Origin of the sequence: Gallaecimonas sp. GXIMD4217 (assembly GCF_038087665.1) — a bacterium.
In the GTDB taxonomy this organism is placed as follows: domain Bacteria; phylum Pseudomonadota; class Gammaproteobacteria; order Enterobacterales; family Gallaecimonadaceae; genus Gallaecimonas.
Window position 1 is genome coordinate 610,170 of the sequence record NZ_CP149925.1, and the last position, 19,001, is coordinate 629,170.

Sequence of the window (19,001 nt, forward strand, 5' to 3'; positions counted from 1 at the left end):
TGTTATCATGGCCGCCGACCGCGATAAGGAGCCTTTGTCATGTTGATGCTGATTTCCCCGGCCAAGTCCCTGGACTTCGAGACCCCGCCCCATGTGGCCAGGCACAGCCAGCCGGCGCTGCTGGACCATTCGGCCGAGCTGATCGAGGTCTGCCGGACCCTGACGCCCCTGGATCTCGGCTCGCTGATGAAAATTTCCGACAAGCTGGCCGGCCTCAACGCCGCCCGCTTCCAAGGCTGGCAGCGGCCCTTCACCCCGGACAACGCCAAGCAGGCGGTGCTGGCCTTCACCGGCGACGTCTACACCGGCCTGGATGCCGCCAGCCTGGACGAGGCGGCCCTGGACTATGCCCAGCGGCACCTGCGCATCCTCTCCGGCCTCTATGGCCTGCTGAGGCCCCTGGATCTGATCCAGCCCTACCGCCTGGAAATGGGCACCAGGCTGGCCAACCCCAGGGGCAAGGATCTCTACCAGTTCTGGGGCGACATCATCACCGACCAGGTCAACGCCGCCCTGGCCGACGCCGGCTCGAGCGTGCTGGTCAACTTGGCCTCCAACGAGTACTTCAAAGCGGTCAAGCCCAGGCAGCTGGACGGCCGGCTGATCACCCCGGTGTTCAAGGACCAGAAGAACGGCCAGTACAAGATCATCAGCTTCTACGCCAAGAAGGCCAGGGGCCTGATGGTGCGCTACATCATCGATAAGCAGCCCAAGACGGCCGAGGAACTCAAGGCCTTCGACTACGCCGGCTACCGCTTCAGCGAGGCCGACTCCAGGGGCGACACCTGGGTGTTCACCCGCGCCGAACAGTAACGAAAAGCCCCTCATCAAGGGGCTTTTTCTTTTTGCCTGTGGCGCCGCGCCGCCAGGACTTGCCTGACAGCGGCCGGATCCAGTAAAAAAGGGCGCCCGCCCCTGTCCTTGGGGCGGGGCCGACCGTTCGGTCGACTTACTCAGTTCAACTTTTGTGCGAATCGTGAAGCTGCATGACTGTGGTGAATCCGTGCTTAAGCTGTGGCGCCTGCTGCGCCTATTTCAGGGTGTCTTTCTACTGGGCGGAGGCCGAGGCCGGTGGCGGCCAGATCCCCGACCGGCTGACCAGCCAGGTGAATCACCACCTGAGCTGCATGAAGGGCACCGAAGCCCGCCAGGGCTGCCGTTGCGTGGCCCTGGAAGGGGACATTGGCGGCCCCACCGCCTGCACCATCTACGAACAAAGGCCCAGCCCCTGCCGGGAGTTCCAGTATTCCGGCTATCAGGGGCAGGCCAATCCGGACTGCGACAGGGCCAGGGCCTTTCACGGCCTGGCGCCGCTGCCGGTGGTGGTGGAGACGGCGGCCTGAGGCCGTGAAAAAGGGCAGCCTTGGCTGCCCTTTGTTTTCTAGGCGAAGCCCTTTCAGGGGCACTGGCCGGCGTAGAGCTCCTCGGCCCAGGCCGGGTTGTCGATGAAGGGGTTGCGGTTCTGCTGGCGCTCGTAGATGCGCTCGTTGCGACGCCGCTCCCAGTCGGAAACCGGATCCTGGCGGTGCCAGGCCAGCAGGATGCAGAGATCGCCCAGCAGCGGCTCGCCGACCTGGGTGCCGACCCTGTCCAGCAGGCTCAGATCCGGGGTGCCGGAGCTGTCGCCGCCCTCGTAGCGCACGTCCATGTAGAAGGCCATGCGGGCCACGTCGCCCTTGACGGCGTCGGCGGGCTCGAAGCTGTCGTCGTCGGTGCTGTTGGCGGGGGACTCGCTCAGGGGCGTACCGCCCATGTCGAAGTCCTTGTTGCCCCGGGCGGAGTTGATGGACAGGTCCGCCGGCCTCAGGTGGTGCAGGTCGGTATAGGCGTGCTGGCCGCTGGAGGGGAAGCCGTGGCTCTTGGGCCAGACGTGCTCGCGGTTCCAGGCGTCGCTGGAGCTGCTCTGGCCCACCCTGAGGCTCTTGGCCTGGGAGCGGCCGGAGTAGAGCAGGATGACGTTGCTGGGGTTGGCCGGATCCTCGTCCGTATAGCCCAGCTGGTCCCAGACCTGGCTGTAGCTGTAGCGCACATGGCCGCGGATGATCTGGTTCAGGGCCGATCTCAGGGCAGCGCCGCTCTTGCCGACGGCGCCGTCGTAGTAGGCCGGCAGTTGTGGGTCGCTGCCGCTGCCGTAGCTGGCGGTCAGGCTGGCGCCGCTGAAGGCCTGGTAGCCGTACAGCGTCAGATGGTAGCGGCCCTGGGCCGGGTTGGCGATGGTGCAGCTGTCGTCGTTGCCGCCGTTGATGCTGCGACAGTCGTAGTCGCCGGTGCCGGCCTCGGCGCCCAGCTTGAGGTAGAGATCGGCATCGCCGCTGCCGCCGGCGACAACCACCTCCAGGCTGGCCTGGCCGGTCGGCACGTCCAGGTGGTAGTGCAGCGACTCGCCCTGGCCTGCGGCCAGGCCGGTGATCGCCTGGCCGTTGGCCAGCGCCTGGCTGGGGCTGCCGCCACCGCAGTCGCCGCTGAGGGGGCCGGTGCCGGGGCTGCCGGCGCTGCTGCCGGTCAGCCAATCGTTTGCGTCCGGGCTGGCGGAAAGGCGCTGGCGGACCAGGGAGACATTGCTGGCGTTAAGGTTCCAGCCGCTCAGGCCGCCCTCCCAGGCCACCTGGTCCACCAGGCTGCCGGCCTTTTTCAGCTGCACATAATCGCCGCCGTTGCCAAGGGCCAGGGTCATGCCGGAAAGGTCCGGGCTCTGGCCGAACAGGGTCTGGAAGCCGCTGCTGTCCCTGGCCACGGTCAGGTATGCCCCCGGCGCCAGCAGGCCGGTCAGGGCGAAGCTGGCGCCGTTGTCGTTGAGGCTGTACTGGCTGAGGTCCACCTCGGCGCAGCCGGCGTTGAACAGCTCCACGAATTCCTCGGTGCTGTCGTTGTTGGGGGCATCGTAGAGCACTTCGCTCAGGCGAAGCTGGGCCTGTACCGACAGGGCACAGGCGGACAGGGTCAGTCCCAAAAGCAGTTTGTTCATCATGGTTTCCTTTCTTGTTGTTAGGCCTTAAGTGATTGGTTTTATGGGGTTAGATCCCCTTTAAGGCCGGCCTGATCTTGACAGACTGGTGTTAAGAAATCAGGAAGAAACCATTAATGAATGGGGCTGCTACCCCGGCCAGCTCTCCTTGCTGGGCAGGGGCGTGGCAATAGGCCGGCAGGAACAGAAAAGGGCAGCCGAGGCTGCCCTTTGTTGTTTGATGTGTTGGCGCCGGCACCTCAGCGCTTGGGCTTGCCCTTGTTCTTGGTGTCTCGGTGGCGCACCTTGGCCGGTTTTTCCTGGGGCTTCTTGGCCTTGGCCGCCGCCTTCGCCTTGGCCTTTTTGTTGGGCTTGGCCTTCTTGTCCTTGGGCTTTTTCTTCTTCACCGGCATGCTGAACTTGTGCTTGGGCCTGAGTGCTTCCACCACCCGCTTCTTCAGCGGCTCGTCCTGGTAGCGCTCGATCTTGCCCAGCAGCGCCATGTCATGGGCTTCCACCAGGCTGATGGCGCTGCCCTTGGCGCCGGCCCGGCCGGTGCGGCCGATGCGGTGCACGTAGACGTCGGCGGTGCGGGGCATGTCGAAGTTGATCACATGGCTGATGTCTTCGATGTGCAGGCCCCGGGCGGCCACGTCTGTGGCCAGCAGTACCGGCACCTCGCCACTGGTGAAGCGGCGTACGGCATTGTTGCGCCTGTCCTGGGGCATTTCCCCCTGCAGCCAGACGCACTCGACGCCCTCGGCCTGGAGCCGGTCGCGCAGCTCGGCCAGCTTGTCGCGGGTGCGCAGGAACACCAGCGCCTTGCTGACCTCCTCGCTGCGCAAGTGGTGCAGCAGCAGCTGGATCTTGTGTTCCAGGGTGTCGCAGTAGTAGACGGACTGGAGGATCTTCTTGCGCTCACGCCGCGGCGGCTCGGCGCTGACCTCCACCGGCTCGGTGAGGGCCTTGTCGGCAAAGGCTTCCAGGTTGGGGCCTTCCAGGGTGGCGGAGAACAGCAGGGTCTGGCTGCGGCGCTCGCACTTGCCGAGGATCAGCTCCAGATCCCTCTGGAAGCCCATCTCCAGCATGCGGTCGGCCTCGTCCAGCACCAGCACCTCGATGGCGCCACAATCGAACACCTCGGAGTTGATGTATTCCACCAGCCGGCCCGGGGTGGCGATGACCAGCTCCACCTCGCCGCCCAGCTGTTCTGCGTGGATCTGGTAGTTGATGCCGCCGATCACCGAGCCGATGCCGATGCGGGTGTGGCCGCCCAGGGCCTTGGCGTCGCGCTCGATCTGCAGGGCCAGCTCCCGGGTCGGGGTCAGTACCAGGGCCCGGGGCGGTCCCTTGCGGCGCCTGGGGTGATCGATCAGGTGCTGGAACAGCGGCAGCAGGAAGGCGGCGGTCTTGCCGGTGCCGGTGGGACTGGAGGCCAGCACGTCCTGGCCGTCCATGGCGGCCGGTATGGCCTGGCTCTGGATGGCGGTGGGACGGCTGAAATTCAGCTCTTGCAGGGCGGTTAGCAGGCTGGGATCCAGCTCCAGTTCACGAAAACCCATTGGTTGGCTCCTCTTGGTGGGCCGGTGATTTTAGGCAAGTCCGAGAGCAGGTACAATCGCCGTCTATGTCGAAAGGTTTTCAATTCAAACAATTCTTTGTCGGCCACCAGCATTGTGCCATGAAAGTGGGCACGGACGGGGTCCTTTTGGGGCTGTGGACGGCGCCGCCGGCCCAGGGTGCCATCCTGGACGTGGGTACCGGCTCCGGCCTGGTGGCCCTGATGCTGGCCCAGCGCGCCCCGGGCTGCCGCGTCGATGCCGTGGAGCTGGACGGCGCCGCCGCCTCCCAGGCCAGGGCCAACTTCGACGACAGTCCCTTCGCCGGGCGCCTGGCGGTGCACCAGGGGGCCATCCAGGACTTCGAGGGTGGTCCCTACCGGCTGCTGGTGTCCAACCCGCCCTTCTTCCATCCCGGCCAGCAGCTGGCCTGCGAAAAACGGGCGGCGGCCAGGCACTTCTTGGCCCTGCCGCCGGCGGACTTTGCCAAGGCGGCGCAGCGTTTGCTGGCCGAGGACGGCGAGCTGGCCCTGGTGCTGCCCTGGGACGAGCAGCAGCGCTGGCTGGCCGCCCTGGACGCCTTTCAGCTGCGCCGGCGCTGCGCGGTGAGCACCGTTGAGGGCAGGGCGCCGAAGCGGGTGCTGCTGCAGCTGTCGCGCCTGGCCGGTCCCCTGGAAGAGAGCGCCCTGGCCCTGCGCAGATCCGACCAGAATTGGACAAACGATTTTCTTGAGCTCGGCCGCGATTTTTACCTCCATTTTTAGGAAATCGCCCCTGGTCGTATTGAGCCGCGGCCCTTGGCTGTGGTACCCCTTAGCGTTCGCTTTCGAATAAATCCGCCCCGTCGGAAAGGAACCCGGGGGGCCGCCACGCTAAGAGGTATTGCGTGAACAACAGGCTTTCCTTTCAAGACGTCCTCGGCCTGGGTTTTATGACCTTCGCCTTCTTCCTGGGCGCCGGCAACATGATCTTCCCGCCCCTGGCCGGCCAACAGGCTGCCGGTGATCTGCTGCCGGCCATCCTCGGTTTCCTGCTCACCGCCGTCGGCATGCCGCTGCTGACCATCATCGCCGTGGCCCGGGCCGGCGGCGGCCTGGAGTCCCTGTCCAGGATACTGCCCAAGGGCCCGGCCCTGGCCCTGTGCGTGGCCCTGTACCTGATCCTGGGGCCGCTGTTCGCCACCCCCAGGACCGGCCTGGTGGCCTTTGAACTGGGCATGGTGCCCTTTCTGGACAACGCCAACGACACCAGCCTGGCGTTCTATACCCTGGGCTTCTTCGGCCTGACCCTGCTGCTGGCGCTGCGCCCGGGCAAGCTGCTGGATCTCATTGGCAAGGTGGTGACCCCGGTGCTGATCCTGCTGCTGTTGGTGATCGCCGCCACCCTGGCCTTCGCGCCCCTGGCGCCGGTCGGTGACAGCGTCGAGGCCTGGCAGACGGCGCCGCTGACCAAGGGCTTCCTGGAAGGCTACATGACCATGGATACCCTGGGTGCGCTGATGTTCGGCCTGGTCATAGTCCATGCCCTGCACGACAAGGGCATCAACGAACCCAGGGCGGTGTTCGGCTATCTGGTCAAGGCGGGACTGATCGCCGCCGCCGGCCTGACCCTGGTCTATGTGTCGCTGTTCTACCTGGGCGCCACCAGCCACGAGGTGGCCGCCAATCCGGACAACGGCGGCGCCATCCTGGTGGCCTACATCGGCGCGCTGTTCGGCCCGGTCGGCCTCTACCTGCTGGCGGCGGTGGTGTCCCTGGCCTGCCTGACCACGGCCGTGGGCCTGACCAGCGCCTGCGCCGAGTATTTCTCCGATACCTTCGCGTGCCTGAATTACAAGGTGGTGGCCCTGGCGGTGGCGGCCGGCTCGGCGCTGGTGGCCAACGTCGGCCTGTCCACCCTGATCGCCATCTCGGTGCCGGTGCTGTTCTTCATCTACCCCATCGCCATTGCCCTGGTGGCCCTGAAGCTGCTGGAGCCGGTGCTGGGCAACCGCAACGGCGCCCAGCTGATGGTGCTGGCGGTGACGGCCGTGTTCGCCACCCTGGATGGTGTCAAGATGATCGGCATCCAGGCCCTGGAGCCGCTCTGGGCCAGGCTTGGCGTGCTGCCCCTGTTCGACCAGGGCCTGGGCTGGCTGGTGCCAAGCGCCTGCGCCATGGGCCTGATGGCGCTGCTGCGCCGGGCCGAACAGGTCAAGCCGGAACTGGCCTGACAAAAAAGGCAGCCCCGGGCTGCCTTTTCTTTTGCCTTGGCCGGCTCAGAACAGCTCGGCCGCCTCTTCCAGCACCTGTACGCACCAGGCCTGCAGGCGCTCGTCGGTCTGCTTCCACTGGTTGTCTTCGTCCAGGGCCAGGCCCACGAACTGCTTGCCGTCCTCGGTGAGGGCCTTGGAGCCCTCGAAATCGTAGCCTTCGGTGGGCCAGTAGCCCACGAAGTGCACGCCCAGGGCGCTCAGGTGTTCGTGGAGCATGCCCACGGCGTCCAGGAACCAGTCGGCGTAGCCGAGCTGGTCGCCCATGCCGTACAGGGCCACCGGCTTGCCGGCCAGGTTCAGCTCCAGCAGCGCCTCCCAGTGATCCTCCCAGTCTTCCTGCAACTGGCCGAAATCCCAGGTGGGAATGCCGAGGATCAGCAGATCGTAGTCCTCCATCAGGCCGACCGGGCTGTCCTTGATGTTATGCAGGGTCACCAGTTCGGCGCCGATGACGTCACGGATTTTTTCTGCCACGATCTCGGTGTGACAGGTGGTGGAGCCGTAGAAAAGACCGATGCGCATGGATAACCAAGAATGAGAAAAAGTGCCGATAGCTTAACAAAACTCAGTGCCTGGGTGGAGACGCCGGCCGGCCCGGTGGCCATGCGCGAGCTGGCCGGCCAGGTGAGCGAGATCCTGCTGCTGCCAGAGCCGGAAACGGTGCAGTGGACGCCCCTTGGCAGGCGCTTCGAGGCCCAGCTTGTTCGCTACCTTCAAAGCGGCCGGGCCGACTTCGAGCTGCCGCTGCTGGCCCAGGGCACCGCCTTCCAGCAACGGGTCTGGGCCCGCCTGGCCGAGCTGCCCAGGGGCGAGACGGTCAGCTATGGCGAGCTGGCCAGGGAGCTGGGCACCGTGGCCCGGGCCCTGGGCCAGGCCTGCCGCCACAATCCCCACCCCATAGTGGTGCCCTGCCACCTGGTGCTGAGCGCCTCCGGCATGGGCGGCTTTTCCGGCCAGACCGGCGGCGCCATGCTGGACTTCAAGCAGTGGCTGCTGAACCACGAAGGGGCCGGCCGTGACTGAGGCGGTCAAGGATTTCCTGCAGGCGCTGTGGCTGGAGGAGGGCCTCAGCGAGCAGACCCGTGGCAGCTATGGCCGGGATCTGGCCCTGCTGTCGGCCTGGGGCCGGGAAAGGGGACTCGCCATGGAGACCCTGACCACCGACGATCTGCGCCACTACCTAGACTGGCGCCTGGAGCGGGGCTACAAGGCCAGCAGCACCGCCCGCTGCCTGTCCGCCCTGCGCCGCTTCTACGGCTACCTGGTGCGGGAGAAGCACCGCGGCGAAGATCCCACGACGCCCCTGCTCAGGCCCAAGATAAGCCGGGCCCTGCCCAAGACGCTGTCCGAGGCCCAGGTGCTGGCGCTGCTTGACGCCCCCGACACCGAGACGCCCCTTGGCCTGCGCGACCGGGCCATGCTGGAGCTGCTCTACGCCACCGGGCTGCGGGTGTCGGAGCTGGTGACCCTGGAGCGGGACGGCATCAACCTGCGCCAGGGCCTGGTGCGGGTGCTGGGCAAGGGCAGCAAGGAGCGCATCGTGCCCATGGGCGAGGAGGCGGTGCACTGGCTGCAGCGCTTCCTCAGGTACGGCCGGCCGGCGTTGATCCAGGACGGCGACGTGCTCTTTCCCTCCCAGCGGGGCAGGATGATGACCCGCCAGACCTTCTGGCACCGTATCAAGCTCTATGCCCAGCAGGTGGGCATCGACAAGGACAGGCTGTCGCCCCATGTGCTGCGCCACGCCTTCGCCACCCACCTGGTCAACCACGGCGCCGATCTCAGGGTGGTGCAGCTGTTGCTGGGCCACTCGGATCTGTCCACCACCCAGATCTACACCCAGGTGGCTCGGGAGCGGCTCAAGCAGCTGCACGGCCAGCATCATCCCCGCGGCTGAGCGAAACCGTGCGGTTAATCGCACCGTCATTGCATGTGGGCGCGCCAGCCGGTAACTTTTATAACATTGCCCGGGTCTAAGCCAACAGGGCCATATGCAGCAAGGATCAAAGATGAAAAAGTTTACCGCCGGCATCGTTGCCAGCCTGGTCGCGCTCTCCACCGCCGCTTGGGCGGGCGAGGATCCCATCAAGGAGAAGCTGGAAGCCAGCCTGGGCGTTCAGGTCGACACCATAGCCGAAACCCCGGTCAAGGGCCTCTATGAGGTGGTGGCCGCCAACAACGTCCTTTACGCCTCCGCCGACGGCAACTATGTCCTGTCCGGCAACCTGTTCTCCCTGAAGGACGGCGCCCCCGAGAGCCTCACCGAGGTCCGCAAGAACGAACTTCGCCTGTCCGGCGTCGAGAAGCTCAAGGACTCCATGATCGTCTTCCCGGCCAAGGATCCCAAGCACACCGTCACCGTCTTCACCGACGTGGACTGCGGCTACTGCCAGAAGCTGCACAAGGAGATGGCCGACTACAACGACAAGGGCATCACCGTTCGCTACCTGGCCTATCCCCGTGCCGGCCTCAACTCCGGTTCCTCCAAGAAGCTGGACGCGGTCTGGTGCGCCGAGGATCCCAAGGAAGCCATGACCCTGGCCAAGAACCGCAAGCCGGTCGACTCGGCGCCCATGGCCTGTGACAGCCCGGTGGCCGACCACTTCCGCCTGGGGCGCCAGTTCCAGCTGAGCGGCACTCCGGCCCTGGTGCTGGACGACGGCTCCCTGGTGCCCGGCTACCTGCCGGCGGAGCGACTGGCGGCGGCCCTGGAAAGCCAATAAACTGAACGCAGCTTTCATTGCAAAAAAGGCGGCAATTGCCGCCTTTCCTTATCCATGACCCAGACCAAGATAGTGCGTCGCCCCGCCGGCGACGAATCCGGGCTGCCCGACAGCCTGCCGCCGCTGCTGCGCCGCCTCTATGCCGCCCGCGGCCTCAAGTGCGAAAGCGAGCTGGACAAGTCGGTGACGGCCCTGGCCCCCTACGGCGCCATGAAGGGCATAGCCGAGGCGGTGCGGCTGCTGGCCGACGCCATTGGGCAGCACAAACGCATCCTGGTGGTGGGCGACTTCGACGCCGACGGCGCCACCAGCTCGGCGCTGTCGGTGCTGGCCCTGCGCATGCTGGGGGCGGCCCATGCCGACTTCCTGGTGCCGAACCGCTTCGAATACGGCTACGGCCTGAGCCCGGAGATCGTCCAGGTGGCCGCCGAGCGCGGCTGCGATCTCTTGATGACGGTGGACAACGGCATCTCCTCCCTCAGCGGCGTCGAGGCCGCCAAGGCCGCCGGCATGCAGGTGCTGATCACCGATCACCACCTGCCCGGCGAGCAGCTGCCGGCCGCCGACGCCATCGTCAATCCCAACCTGCCGGACTGCGGCTTCCCCTCCAAGGCCCTGGCCGGGGTGGGGGTGGCCTTCTACCTGATGCTGGCGGTGCGGACCGAGCTGCGCGACCGCGGCGCCTTTGCCGGCAAGCCGCCCAACCTGGCCGAGCTGCTGGACATAGTGGCCCTTGGCACAGTGGCCGACGTGGTGCCATTGGACGCCAACAACCGCATCCTGGTGCACCAGGGCCTGGCGCGGATCCGCGCCGGCCGCTGCCGGCCAGGCATACTGGCGCTGTGCGAGGTGGCCGGCCGCAATCCGGCGCGCATGGTGGCCTCGGATCTGGGCTTTGCCTTGGGGCCACGTCTCAACGCCGCCGGCCGCCTGGACGACATGTCGGTGGGGGTCAGCCTGCTGATCACCGACGACCTGCACCAGGCCCGGCTGATGGCGGCGCAGCTGGACATGTTCAACAAGGAAAGGCGGGAGATCGAGGCCGGCATGCAGGCCGAGGCCCTGCAGGAGCTCAAGGCCATCGAGCTGGGCGAGGTGCCCTCCGGCATCGCCCTGTACCGGCCCGACTGGCACCAGGGGGTGATCGGCATACTGGCGGCGCGCATCAAGGAGCGCTACCACAGGCCGGTGATCGCCTTCGCCCAGGGCAGCGAAGGGGAGCTCAAGGGCTCGGCCCGCTCCATTCCCGGCCTGCACATGCGTGACCTGCTGGACGAGCTGGACACCAAACACCCCGGCCTCATCCTCAAGTTCGGCGGCCACGCCATGGCGGCGGGGCTGTCGATCCGCGAGGGGGATTTTGGCCGCTTCGCCGAGCTTTACGCCGAGACGGTGGACAGGGTCATGACCCCGGAGCTGCTGGAGGGCAAGATCCTCTCCGACGGCGAGCTGGCGGCCCATGAGCTGTGCCTGGAGACGGCCCAGCAGATCCGCGGTGGCGGCCCCTGGGGCCAGGCCTTTCCCGAGCCGATGTTCGACGGCCACTTCCAGATAGTGCAGCAGCGCCTGGTGGGCCAGAAGCACCTCAAGCTGGTGCTGGCGGTGGACGGCAGCGACCAGTACATAGACGGCATCTGCTTCAACGTCGATACCGACTTCTGGCCCAACAGCGCCGTGCAATGGGTGCGACTGGCCTACCGGCTGGACGTGAACGAGTTCCGCGGCAAGCTCAGTCCGCAGCTGATGATCGAGCACCTGGAGCCGGCCTGAACGGCCGCCGACGGCCGAGCTGCCCTGCTAGGAATGGCCGGGCAGATCGGCTAAAATTCTGCCTCTTTTGCTTTTCGCACGCCGAGAGCCGATTCAATGTTTGAAGTAAACCCGATCAAGAACAAACTCCAGGAGCTGTCTGAGCGGACAGACGTCCTGAGGGGGTACCTTTGACTATGACGCCAAGAAAGAGCGTCTGGAAGAAGTAAACGCCGAGCTGGAACAGCCCGACGTCTGGAACGAGCCCGAGCGCGCCCAGAACCTGGGCAAGGAGCGGGCCGCCCTGGAAGCCGTGGTGGGCACCATAGATGCCCTGGACCAGGGCGTCGAGGACGTCGAAGGCCTGCTGGAGCTGGCCGTCGAGGAAAACGACGAAGACACCTTCAACGAGATCCAGCCCGAGCTGGACGAGCTGGAAAACAAGCTCGCCACCCTGGAATTCCGCCGCATGTTCAGCGGCGAGATGGACGGCAGCAACGCCTACCTGGACATCCAGGCCGGCTCAGGCGGCACCGAGGCCCAGGACTGGGCCAACATGATGCTGCGCATGTACCTGCGCTGGGCCGAGAGCCACGGCTTCAAGGCCGAGATAGTGGAACTGTCCGAGGGCGAAGTGGCCGGCATCAAGTCCGCCACCGTCCACGTCCAGGGCGAATACGCCTTCGGCTGGCTGCGCACCGAGATCGGCGTGCACCGCCTGGTGCGCAAGAGTCCCTTCGACTCCGGCGGCCGTCGCCACACCTCCTTCTCGTCGGTGTTCGTCTCCCCCGAGGTGGACGACAGCGTCGAGATCGAGATCAACCCGGCCGACCTGCGCATCGACGTGTACCGCTCCTCCGGTGCCGGCGGTCAGCACGTGAACAAGACCGAGTCCGCGGTGCGGATCACCCACCTGCCCACCAACACCGTGGTGGCCTGTCAGCAGGGGCGTTCCCAGCACCAGAACAAGGACTACGCCATGAAGCAGCTGAAGGCCAAGCTCTACGAGCTGGAGATGCAGAAGCGCATGGCCGAGCAGCAGAAACTGGAAGAGTCCAAGTCCGATATCGGCTGGGGCAGCCAGATCCGCTCCTACGTGCTGGATGATTCCCGCATCAAGGATCTGCGCACCAGCGTGGAAACCCGCAACACCCAGGCGGTGTTGGACGGCGACCTGGATCGCTTCATCGAAGCCAGCCTCAAGGCCGGCCTCTGAGAAACCGGGGGAGGCCACTCCCCCCTAGCCTTATCAATGGTTTGAGAGTCATGACCGAACAAAGTCAAAACCCGGAACTGGATCTGAACGAACAGCTCAAGGTTCGCAAGGAAAAACTCGACGCCCTGCGCGCCAAGGGCCAGGCCTTCCCCAACGCTTTCCGCAAGGACAGCCACGCCGCCGATCTGCAGGCCAAATACGGTGAGCTTTCCAAGGAAGCGCTGGCCGAGGGCGAGCCCGTTCGCGTCAAGATCGCCGGTCGCATCATGACCCGCCGCATCATGGGTAAGGCCAGCTTCGCCACCATCCAGGACGGCAGCGGCCGTATCCAGGTCTACGTGGCCCGCGACAACCTGCCCGAAGGCTTCTACAACGACGAGTTCAAGAAGTGGGATCTGGGCGACATCATCGGCGCCGAGGGCGTGCTGTTCAAGACCAACACCGGCGAGCTGTCGGTACAGGTGGACGACATCCAGCTGCTGACCAAGGCGCTGCGCCCGCTGCCGGACAAGTTCCACGGCCTGTCCGACCAGGAAACCCGCTATCGCCAGCGCTACCTGGATCTGATCGCCAACGAAGAGTCCCGCAACACCTTTATCGTGCGCTCCAAGATCATCGACTCCATCCGCCGCTTCCTGACCGGCAACGAGTTCCTGGAAGTGGAAACGCCGATGATGCAGACCATCCCCGGCGGCGCCTCGGCGCGTCCCTTCACCACCCACCACAACGCCCTGGACATGCAGCTGTTCCTGCGCATCGCGCCCGAGCTGTACCTCAAGCGCCTGGTGGTGGGCGGTTTCGAGAAGGTGTTCGAGATCAACCGCAACTTCCGTAACGAAGGCCTGTCCACCCGCCACAACCCGGAATTCACCATGCTGGAATTCTACTGGGCCTACGCGGACTACCACGACCTGATGGACTTCACCGAAGCCATGCTGCGCACCGTTACCGAGGAAGTGCTGGGCACCAGCGCCTTCCACAGCCAGGGCGTGGACTACGACTTCGGCAAGCCCTTCGAGCGCCTGACCATGGTCGAGGCCATCCTCAAGTACAACCCCCAGCTGACCGAAGCGGACGTCACCGACTTCGACAGCGCCAAGGCCATCTGCGAGAAGCTGGGCGTCAAGGTCAACAAGACCGACGGCCTCGGCAAGCTGCAGACCTACATCTTCGAGGAAACCGCCGAAGAGCAGCTGATCCAGCCCACCTTCATCACCGCCTACCCGGCCGAGGTGAGCCCCCTGGCCCGCCGCAACGACGACAACCCCTTCGTCACCGACCGCTTCGAGTTCTTCGTGGGCGGCCGCGAGCTGGCCAACGGCTTCTCCGAGCTCAACGACGCCGAGGACCAGGCCGAGCGCTTCCGCGCCCAGGTGGAGGCCAAGGAAGCCGGTGACGACGAGGCCATGTTCTACGACGCCGACTACATCACCGCCCTGGAGCACGGCATGGCGCCCACCGCCGGCGAGGGTATCGGCATCGACCGCCTGGTGATGCTGTTCACCGACAGCCCCTCCATCCGCGACGTACTGCTGTTCCCCCATATGCGTCCCAAGGCCTGAGCGGCCTTGTCACCTGCTTATTGAGAAGGTCGCTGCGGCGGCCTTTTTTATTGGCTGGCGGTTGGTGTCTGTGCAGAGGGGTCACATACATGGGGAGCGGATAAGTTCGGGGACATGGGTAACAGCTTGCTGGTTGGGATTGCTTGTTCCTTTGAATCAATGAGTTGCTTTCTTCGAACTCCCCTGCGGGGGCGTGACTTTCTTGCTCGCCCAAGAAAGTCACCAAAGAAGGGCGGCCCGGCTCGAGTGGCCTGCGGCGTTCCAGCTCGCAGGCAAGCTGCTCGCGTTCGCTAGCTAAAATGGGCCACTGGCCCATTTCTTAACGCGCTCACCCCTCGCTTTGCTGGTGCTTGCCGGGGCACGGGCCAGACTCACGTCCCTGTTCGGCAGGCCCTAAACCGGCATCCCTGCCGGTTTGCCCCTATCGCACCTGCTGCGCTCGGCACTCTCAACGGGCGATCGTGGCCGCTGCGCGGCCATCATCCAAGGCAGAGGTTGCCCGGTAACGGCATTCTTCGTAATCTGGTGAAATAGAGGGATTTAATCGCCTTGGCTGTCCAAGGCCAGCAGGGAAGCGGGCAAACCGAAATTGTATATCCATACAGTTGATCTCGTTCAGCCTCCCTGTTCTGGCGCGTTTTCGCCCCTCAGGGCCGGATTATGCTTTGTTAAATCCATTAACCAAAGAACAGTTCTGACCTGAACTTCCCGTTCCAGGCCGCCTTCCGCCGCTTGCTCGGCTTGCTGACCTGCAGTGGGTGCTGCTGGAGCAGGTTCAGCACGATCCGTCGTAGTAACGCCATCTTCTTGGCATTCTCCCGGTCGCCTATCCGGCTGCAGTCTTCCCTGAAGGTCACATCCAGCACCCAATGCTGCTGGTTCTCGATATGCCAGTGCTGGCGGATCCCGTCTGACACAAACGCTGGGTCGATATCCAATGAACTCAGGTAGTAATGGGTGTCGATGCTCGTCCGCCCCTGGTGGCGGCGCTCCCGCTCTACCGCGATAACGGACTTCGCCGACGGCCACTTCTTCGCCAGCTCTTTGGACAGTGTGGCCGGCAACTGGAACACCGTCCGCCGCTCCTGCCGGCCATGGCCTTGTTCCGTTTGCTCATGCTGGGGGAGTCCCGCTGCACCGCTATCCCAATAGGGCTGGAAGATCTCTTCTATGGCCTCACGCAAGCTCGGCTGGTTGCCTTTGACCTGGACGATGTAGTCGCCCTTACGCTTGCTGATCTGGTGCAGTGTTTCCTTGTTGCAATGCAAGGCGTCAAAGGTCAGCACGGCGTCGCGGATATCCAGCATGGTCAGCAGCTCTCGCACCGCAACCAACTCTCCTCCTTTGGTTGCCGTGGCTTGCTGGAACAGGGTGACACCCTGCTCGGTATCGAAGGCCGAGATCAGGTGCAGCGCTTGCTCTTTACCTTGTTGATTGACCGCCCCGCGCAGGGTCTTGCCATCAATGGCGATGAGCTGGCGGCCATTGGCTTGGCGCAAGTGATTGACCCAGCTAAACAGGGCCAGTACGAGGCATTGTGCATCCACGGCCTTGATGATGCGGGCGATGGAATGGCGGGTGGGGATCCCCGCTTCAAATGGCCGGTGTTGGCGGAGCCAATCCAGGTGCTCATGGCCGAACTCTTCGATATCAAGCCAGCCTTCACAGCCAGAGGCCATGGCAGACATCACCAAGAAGATGACATCGACGAGGTTGTGTTGGCGGTTGATGGGGGAGCGGGTATCTTCGATGAGGGTCAAGTGGTCAAACAAGGACATGGGGGTGGAGCCGGCAGAGTAACATGGCGGATCGGATCACGCCCAAGCGAGATAGTTCCCTGCCGTTAACAAAGAACAAAGTATGATCCGGCCCTGCCTTAGCAACTGCCGTAATCGTTTACTTTTCTGCTGGCTTTAAGCTCCTGGATGGGTTCCTTCTGGCGGCAATCTTCTTTGCGGCCTTGTTAATACTCAGAGGCGGAGTCTCCGGCCCTGGGTTTGGCGATTCTTCTGAGGAAGAGTCCGAGTCTGAAGCAGAGCACGAGGTAGAAATTGATTAGCCAAACCATGCCACCTAACAAGTCGTTCAAGAGCGTTCTGGACCTCACCCGCTTTAACGGACACGCATCGCTAACACCCAAAGAGGTTGATGATGCCCGCTTACAAGACAGGAAAACGCACCCAGCAATACAGCGTTGAATTCAAGGTCAAGGCCGTGTTGTGGAGTCATGAGGCCCACCGCAGCGTCAAGGAAGTGGCCGAGGCACTGGACATTCACCCCTTCATGTTGTCTCGTTGACGCAAAGAGTTTCGTGAAGGTAAGTACGGCATGTCCAACAAGATCCCCAAGCCCGAGGGCAAGCTCAAAGAGCAGGATGAACTCAAGCAGCTGAAGAAGCGCATCGCCGAACTTGAGATGGAGAACGACATCCTAAAAAAGTGGCAACGTTTCCAGGCGGAGGAACGGCGCAAAGGTATCGTTTCATAAGGCGGCACCAGCCCTTGCTCCCGGTTAAACGGCTTTGCGCGGAGCTCAAGGTGTCGCGCAGTGGCTACTACGACTGGCTCAAACGGCAACCAAGCCAGCGCCGGCAGCAGGACCAGGCGCTGTTGGCCGATATCCATCGCCTGTTTAAGCAGGCGTTGTTTCCCAAATCGTTGAACCATTCCGTGTTGCCGTGATCTGATCCGCGTCGCACTCACGGGAAACAACGGATGGGCAAGGCCAGACACAAGATCAGCAACTGGGCAGCGTACAACCGCGCATTGGTCAACAGGGGGTCATTGACCGTCTGGATGGACGAGGCCGCCATCCGCCATTGGCGCTGCCAGCAGCACCACGGTGGCCGGGGGCGAGGCTTTGAGTACAGCGATACCGCCATCGAGACGGCGCTGATGCTGAAGGGCCTCTTCAACCTGCCGCTGCGGGCCCTGGAGGGCTTTATCAACTCCCTGTTTCGACTGATGGAGGTGCCGCTGTCCTCGCCCAGTTACAGCTGTATCAGCAAGCGTGCCAAGACGGTGACTATCCGCTATCGCCGGCGCAGCCAGGGCGACATGACCCACCTGGTCATTGACGCCACCGGCCTCAAGGTGTTCGGCGAAGGGGAGTGGAAGACACGCAAGCACGGCAAGGAGAAGCGGCGCGTCTGGCGTAAGCTGCACCTGGCGGTGGATGCCGACAGTCATGCCGTCGTTGCCGCCGAAGTCAGCCTGGATAAGGTCGGCGACAACGAAGTGTTGCCGTTCCTGCTGAACCCGCTTCGCCGTCGCATCGAACGAGTCAGTGCCGACGGTGCCTACGACAGCAAGGGGTGCCATCGGCTGGTAATGAGAAAGGGCGCCAGGGCTGTTATTCCACCGCGCAAGACAGCAGGGTTCTGGGAGGATGGCCATCCCAGAAACGAAGCGGTGGCGGCGCTCAAGGCCGGTCGCCTTGATGAATGGAAAAGTCGCAGTGGCTATCACCGGCGTTCCCTGGCAGAAACGGCGATGTCCCGCTACAAGCAGCTGATTGGCCCAAAGCTGAGCCTGCGCGACTACAACGGCCAGGTTGCCGAAGCCCTGGCCGGGGTGAAGGTGATGAACAAAGTCATAGGACTGGGTATGCCCGAACGCCAGCAGGTCGGCTAAGGGCCTGGCGGCCTTGGGGGTTGGGCCGTCCAGAGACTGATTTGATCAACAACGCCGTTTAAGCAGGCCAAATGCCGCTACGGCAGCCCAAAAATCCATCGCGCCCTGCGCCAGGAAGGCACCAGGGTGGGAGCCAAACGGGTAGCTAGGTTAATGCGCGAAGCTGGCCTTAAAGCCCGCGTCGAGCAGGTTTACCGGCGCATGACCAAACGTCGTGCCGAGCTGAAGGTGTTGCCCAACCATCGGCTGGAAAGCGACAAGCCGACCGGGCCAAACCAGCAGTGGTCCAGCGATGTTACCTACATCCGTTTTGATCGTCGGCATGTCTTCCTGGCGGTGATAGTGGACCTGTGGTCGCGGAAAATCGTCGGTTGGGCGCTGCATGAAAAGCTCAATGCCAAACTGACAACAGCGGCTCTGTATCAGGCTCTGAAGCAGAGAAAGCCAAGGCCGGGATTGATACTGCACACCGACAGGGGCATCGAATTCAGGGCGTTGGCCATGCAGCAATGGCTGAGTAGGTACCGCATTCGCCATAGCATGAACCGGCCAGGACAATGCACCGACAATGCGGAAGTGGAATCATTCTTCAAGACACTGAAAGCCGAGTTGATACACGGCAGCCATTTCGCCACCGTGGATGCGTTACGTCACCAGGTCGGCCACTACATCCGGAGTTTTTACAACAAGGTGCGGCTGCACAGTAGCCTCGATTACGTATCGCCGATACAGTATGAGCAAGCCGCTTAACAACAACACGTGTCCGTTTTATCGGGTGAACATCATTCGCAAACTCACTGGGAAAATTAACTGTTGGCTTGGCGCTTCGCGCAAGTATAGTCAGCAGTCAATTGCCCCTTGGCAAAGCGTTATTTTTTCTAAATGGACTTTGGATGAAAGCTGAAATAATCTTTAAGATATCAACCCTTGTTCTTTTGTCTTCTAGTTTTTTCCTGAATTATATGACAGGAGGCTGGGAGTATAGTGGCGACATTATGAGTGCAATGGAGTGGCATGGCTTCAACTCACAAATACAGCATTGGTTCAAATTGTCGATTGTCGGTCCTTTACAGCTTGCAGCTCTGGTAATGCTAAGTTATAACTTGATTGCCAGGAATATATTTGCAGCTTTAAGTTTTGTCGGGTTATTAGTCTCATTGTTTGAAGGCGTAGCTGCGTATAGTGAATTAGAGATTTTCATTGTGCAGCTTTATTACCTTTGCACTGGTGTTTCTATAACTCTATCTTTTACTACTTTGAGTGGTAATTTTCGGTCGCCTTTTAGCAAGAAAACATTGCGTTCGTAAATATAACTGTTGGGTCCTTGATGATTGGTTAGGCAATCGTATAAATGGGGTGAGA

20 protein-coding genes are annotated in these 19,001 nt (G+C 63.2%); 16 read left to right on the plus strand and 4 right to left on the minus strand.

Features of this window, described 5'->3' with window-relative positions; translation table 11 throughout:
• The first annotated feature begins 39 nt into the window (after nt 1-39).
• Together yaaA and WDB71_RS03055 are read left to right on the plus strand one after the other, a co-directional pair.
• Complete coding sequence (gene yaaA, locus WDB71_RS03050; RefSeq protein WP_341503171.1) at nt 40-813, plus strand: peroxide stress protein YaaA; 774 nt, start codon at nt 40-42, stop codon at nt 811-813.
• A gap of 173 nt (nt 814-986) precedes the next feature.
• Complete coding sequence (locus WDB71_RS03055) at nt 987-1,343, plus strand: YkgJ family cysteine cluster protein (protein WP_341503172.1); 357 nt, start codon at nt 987-989, stop codon at nt 1,341-1,343.
• Nucleotides 1,344-1,396: 53 nt separating this feature from the next.
• Here WDB71_RS03055 and WDB71_RS03060 read toward each other — a convergent pair whose 3' ends face one another.
• Nucleotides 1,397-2,965 carry an endonuclease gene (locus WDB71_RS03060; protein WP_341503173.1) on the minus strand — a complete coding sequence of 523 codons (1,569 nt, stop codon included), beginning with the start codon at nt 2,963-2,965 and terminating at the stop codon, nt 1,397-1,399.
• A 239-nt stretch (nt 2,966-3,204) separates the two neighbouring features.
• Complete coding sequence (srmB, locus tag WDB71_RS03065) at nt 3,205-4,506, minus strand: ATP-dependent RNA helicase SrmB (protein ID WP_341503174.1); 1,302 nt, start codon at nt 4,504-4,506, stop codon at nt 3,205-3,207.
• Between the two features lie 119 nt (nt 4,507-4,625).
• On the opposite strand from srmB, the gene WDB71_RS03070 reads away from it, so the two are divergent.
• Nucleotides 4,626-5,267 carry a methyltransferase gene (locus WDB71_RS03070; protein WP_341503175.1) on the plus strand — a complete coding sequence of 214 codons (642 nt, stop codon included), beginning with the start codon at nt 4,626-4,628 and terminating at the stop codon, nt 5,265-5,267.
• Nucleotides 5,268-5,389: 122 nt separating this feature from the next.
• Nucleotides 5,390-6,715 (plus strand): branched-chain amino acid transport system II carrier protein, encoded by a 1,326-nt coding sequence (brnQ, locus tag WDB71_RS03075; protein WP_341503176.1) that lies wholly within the window; start codon nt 5,390-5,392, stop codon nt 6,713-6,715.
• 45 nt (nt 6,716-6,760) lie between these two features.
• Here the strand turns inward: brnQ and fldB are convergent, their stop codons facing one another.
• A complete protein-coding gene (fldB, locus tag WDB71_RS03080) occupies nt 6,761-7,279 on the minus strand; it encodes a flavodoxin FldB (protein ID WP_341503177.1) in 519 nt (172 codons plus the stop codon).
• 12 nt (nt 7,280-7,291) lie between these two features.
• Here fldB and WDB71_RS03085 point away from each other — a divergent pair, with 12 nt between their 5' ends.
• The 6 genes from WDB71_RS03085 (at nt 7,292) to lysS (ending at nt 14,007) form a co-directional block, all read left to right on the plus strand.
• Nucleotides 7,292-7,780 carry a methylated-DNA--[protein]-cysteine S-methyltransferase gene (locus WDB71_RS03085; protein WP_341503178.1) on the plus strand — a complete coding sequence of 163 codons (489 nt, stop codon included), beginning with the start codon at nt 7,292-7,294 and terminating at the stop codon, nt 7,778-7,780.
• On the plus strand, nt 7,773-8,654 hold the full coding sequence (gene xerD / locus WDB71_RS03090; RefSeq protein WP_341503179.1) for a site-specific tyrosine recombinase XerD: 882 nt from the start codon (nt 7,773-7,775) through the stop codon (nt 8,652-8,654). The genes WDB71_RS03085 and xerD overlap by 8 nt, the downstream gene beginning before the upstream one ends.
• 112 nt (nt 8,655-8,766) lie before the next feature.
• Nucleotides 8,767-9,480: a bifunctional protein-disulfide isomerase/oxidoreductase DsbC gene (gene dsbC, locus WDB71_RS03095; protein ID WP_341503180.1), complete on the plus strand. Its 714-nt coding sequence runs from the start codon at nt 8,767-8,769 to the stop codon at nt 9,478-9,480.
• A 54-nt stretch (nt 9,481-9,534) separates the two neighbouring features.
• A complete protein-coding gene (recJ, locus tag WDB71_RS03100) occupies nt 9,535-11,250 on the plus strand; it encodes a single-stranded-DNA-specific exonuclease RecJ (RefSeq protein ID WP_341503181.1) in 1,716 nt (571 codons plus the stop codon).
• A gap of 96 nt (nt 11,251-11,346) precedes the next feature.
• A protein-coding gene (prfB, locus tag WDB71_RS03105) for a peptide chain release factor 2 (RefSeq protein ID WP_341503182.1) occupies nt 11,347-12,445 on the plus strand; the annotation gives its coding sequence in 2 pieces (ribosomal slippage) (nt 11,347-11,421 and nt 11,423-12,445; 1,098 coding nt in all).
• A 50-nt stretch (nt 12,446-12,495) separates the two neighbouring features.
• Nucleotides 12,496-14,007 (plus strand): lysine--tRNA ligase, encoded by a 1,512-nt coding sequence (gene lysS, locus WDB71_RS03110; RefSeq protein ID WP_341503183.1) that lies wholly within the window; start codon nt 12,496-12,498, stop codon nt 14,005-14,007.
• Nucleotides 14,008-14,684: 677 nt separating this feature from the next.
• Here lysS and WDB71_RS03115 read toward each other — a convergent pair.
• On the minus strand, nt 14,685-15,785 hold the full coding sequence (locus tag WDB71_RS03115; protein ID WP_341503184.1) for an ISAs1 family transposase: 1,101 nt from the start codon (nt 15,783-15,785) through the stop codon (nt 14,685-14,687).
• Nucleotides 15,786-16,155: 370 nt separating this feature from the next.
• On the opposite strand from WDB71_RS03115, the gene WDB71_RS03120 reads away from it, so the two are divergent.
• The 6 genes from WDB71_RS03120 (at nt 16,156) to WDB71_RS03145 (ending at nt 18,946) form a co-directional block, all read left to right on the plus strand.
• Complete coding sequence (locus WDB71_RS03120) at nt 16,156-16,305, plus strand: transposase (RefSeq protein ID WP_341503185.1); 150 nt, start codon at nt 16,156-16,158, stop codon at nt 16,303-16,305.
• A 30-nt stretch (nt 16,306-16,335) separates the two neighbouring features.
• Entirely contained in the window at nt 16,336-16,494 is a 159-nt protein-coding gene (locus WDB71_RS03125; RefSeq protein WP_341503186.1) for a hypothetical protein, read from the plus strand.
• Between the two features lie 50 nt (nt 16,495-16,544).
• On the plus strand, nt 16,545-16,688 hold the full coding sequence (locus tag WDB71_RS03130) for a hypothetical protein (protein ID WP_341503187.1): 144 nt from the start codon (nt 16,545-16,547) through the stop codon (nt 16,686-16,688).
• A gap of 33 nt (nt 16,689-16,721) precedes the next feature.
• Nucleotides 16,722-17,639, plus strand: a complete 918-nt coding sequence (locus WDB71_RS03135) for an IS5 family transposase (RefSeq protein ID WP_341501461.1) — start codon at nt 16,722-16,724, stop codon at nt 17,637-17,639.
• Nucleotides 17,640-17,744: 105 nt separating this feature from the next.
• Nucleotides 17,745-18,389: an IS3 family transposase gene (locus tag WDB71_RS03140; protein WP_341504176.1), complete on the plus strand. Its 645-nt coding sequence runs from the start codon at nt 17,745-17,747 to the stop codon at nt 18,387-18,389.
• A gap of 143 nt (nt 18,390-18,532) precedes the next feature.
• Complete coding sequence (locus tag WDB71_RS03145; RefSeq protein ID WP_341503188.1) at nt 18,533-18,946, plus strand: hypothetical protein; 414 nt, start codon at nt 18,533-18,535, stop codon at nt 18,944-18,946.
• The last annotated feature ends 55 nt before the right edge of the window (nt 18,947-19,001 follow it).

Excerpts from the sequence above, each read along its gene's own strand:
- yaaA (WP_341503171.1), top strand. The coding sequence starts at position 40 with ATGTTGATGCTGATTTCCCCGGCCAAGTCCCTGGACTTCGAGACCCCG.
- WDB71_RS03055 (WP_341503172.1), top strand. The coding sequence starts at position 987 with ATGACTGTGGTGAATCCGTGCTTAAGCTGTGGCGCCTGCTGCGCCTAT.
- WDB71_RS03060 (WP_341503173.1), bottom strand. The coding sequence starts at position 2,965 with ATGAACAAACTGCTTTTGGGACTGACCCTGTCCGCCTGTGCCCTGTCG.
- srmB (WP_341503174.1), bottom strand. The coding sequence starts at position 4,506 with ATGGGTTTTCGTGAACTGGAGCTGGATCCCAGCCTGCTAACCGCCCTG.
- WDB71_RS03070 (WP_341503175.1), top strand. The coding sequence starts at position 4,626 with ATGAAAGTGGGCACGGACGGGGTCCTTTTGGGGCTGTGGACGGCGCCG.
- fldB (WP_341503177.1), bottom strand. The coding sequence starts at position 7,279 with ATGCGCATCGGTCTTTTCTACGGCTCCACCACCTGTCACACCGAGATC.
- WDB71_RS03085 (WP_341503178.1), top strand. The coding sequence starts at position 7,292 with ATGAGAAAAAGTGCCGATAGCTTAACAAAACTCAGTGCCTGGGTGGAG.
- dsbC (WP_341503180.1), top strand. The coding sequence starts at position 8,767 with ATGAAAAAGTTTACCGCCGGCATCGTTGCCAGCCTGGTCGCGCTCTCC.
- recJ (WP_341503181.1), top strand. The coding sequence starts at position 9,535 with ATGACCCAGACCAAGATAGTGCGTCGCCCCGCCGGCGACGAATCCGGG.
- lysS (WP_341503183.1), top strand. The coding sequence starts at position 12,496 with ATGACCGAACAAAGTCAAAACCCGGAACTGGATCTGAACGAACAGCTC.
- WDB71_RS03115 (WP_341503184.1), bottom strand. The coding sequence starts at position 15,785 with ATGTCCTTGTTTGACCACTTGACCCTCATCGAAGATACCCGCTCCCCC.
- WDB71_RS03120 (WP_341503185.1), top strand. The coding sequence starts at position 16,156 with ATGATGCCCGCTTACAAGACAGGAAAACGCACCCAGCAATACAGCGTT.
- WDB71_RS03125 (WP_341503186.1), top strand. The coding sequence starts at position 16,336 with ATGTCCAACAAGATCCCCAAGCCCGAGGGCAAGCTCAAAGAGCAGGAT.
- WDB71_RS03135 (WP_341501461.1), top strand. The coding sequence starts at position 16,722 with ATGGGCAAGGCCAGACACAAGATCAGCAACTGGGCAGCGTACAACCGC.
- WDB71_RS03145 (WP_341503188.1), top strand. The coding sequence starts at position 18,533 with ATGAAAGCTGAAATAATCTTTAAGATATCAACCCTTGTTCTTTTGTCT.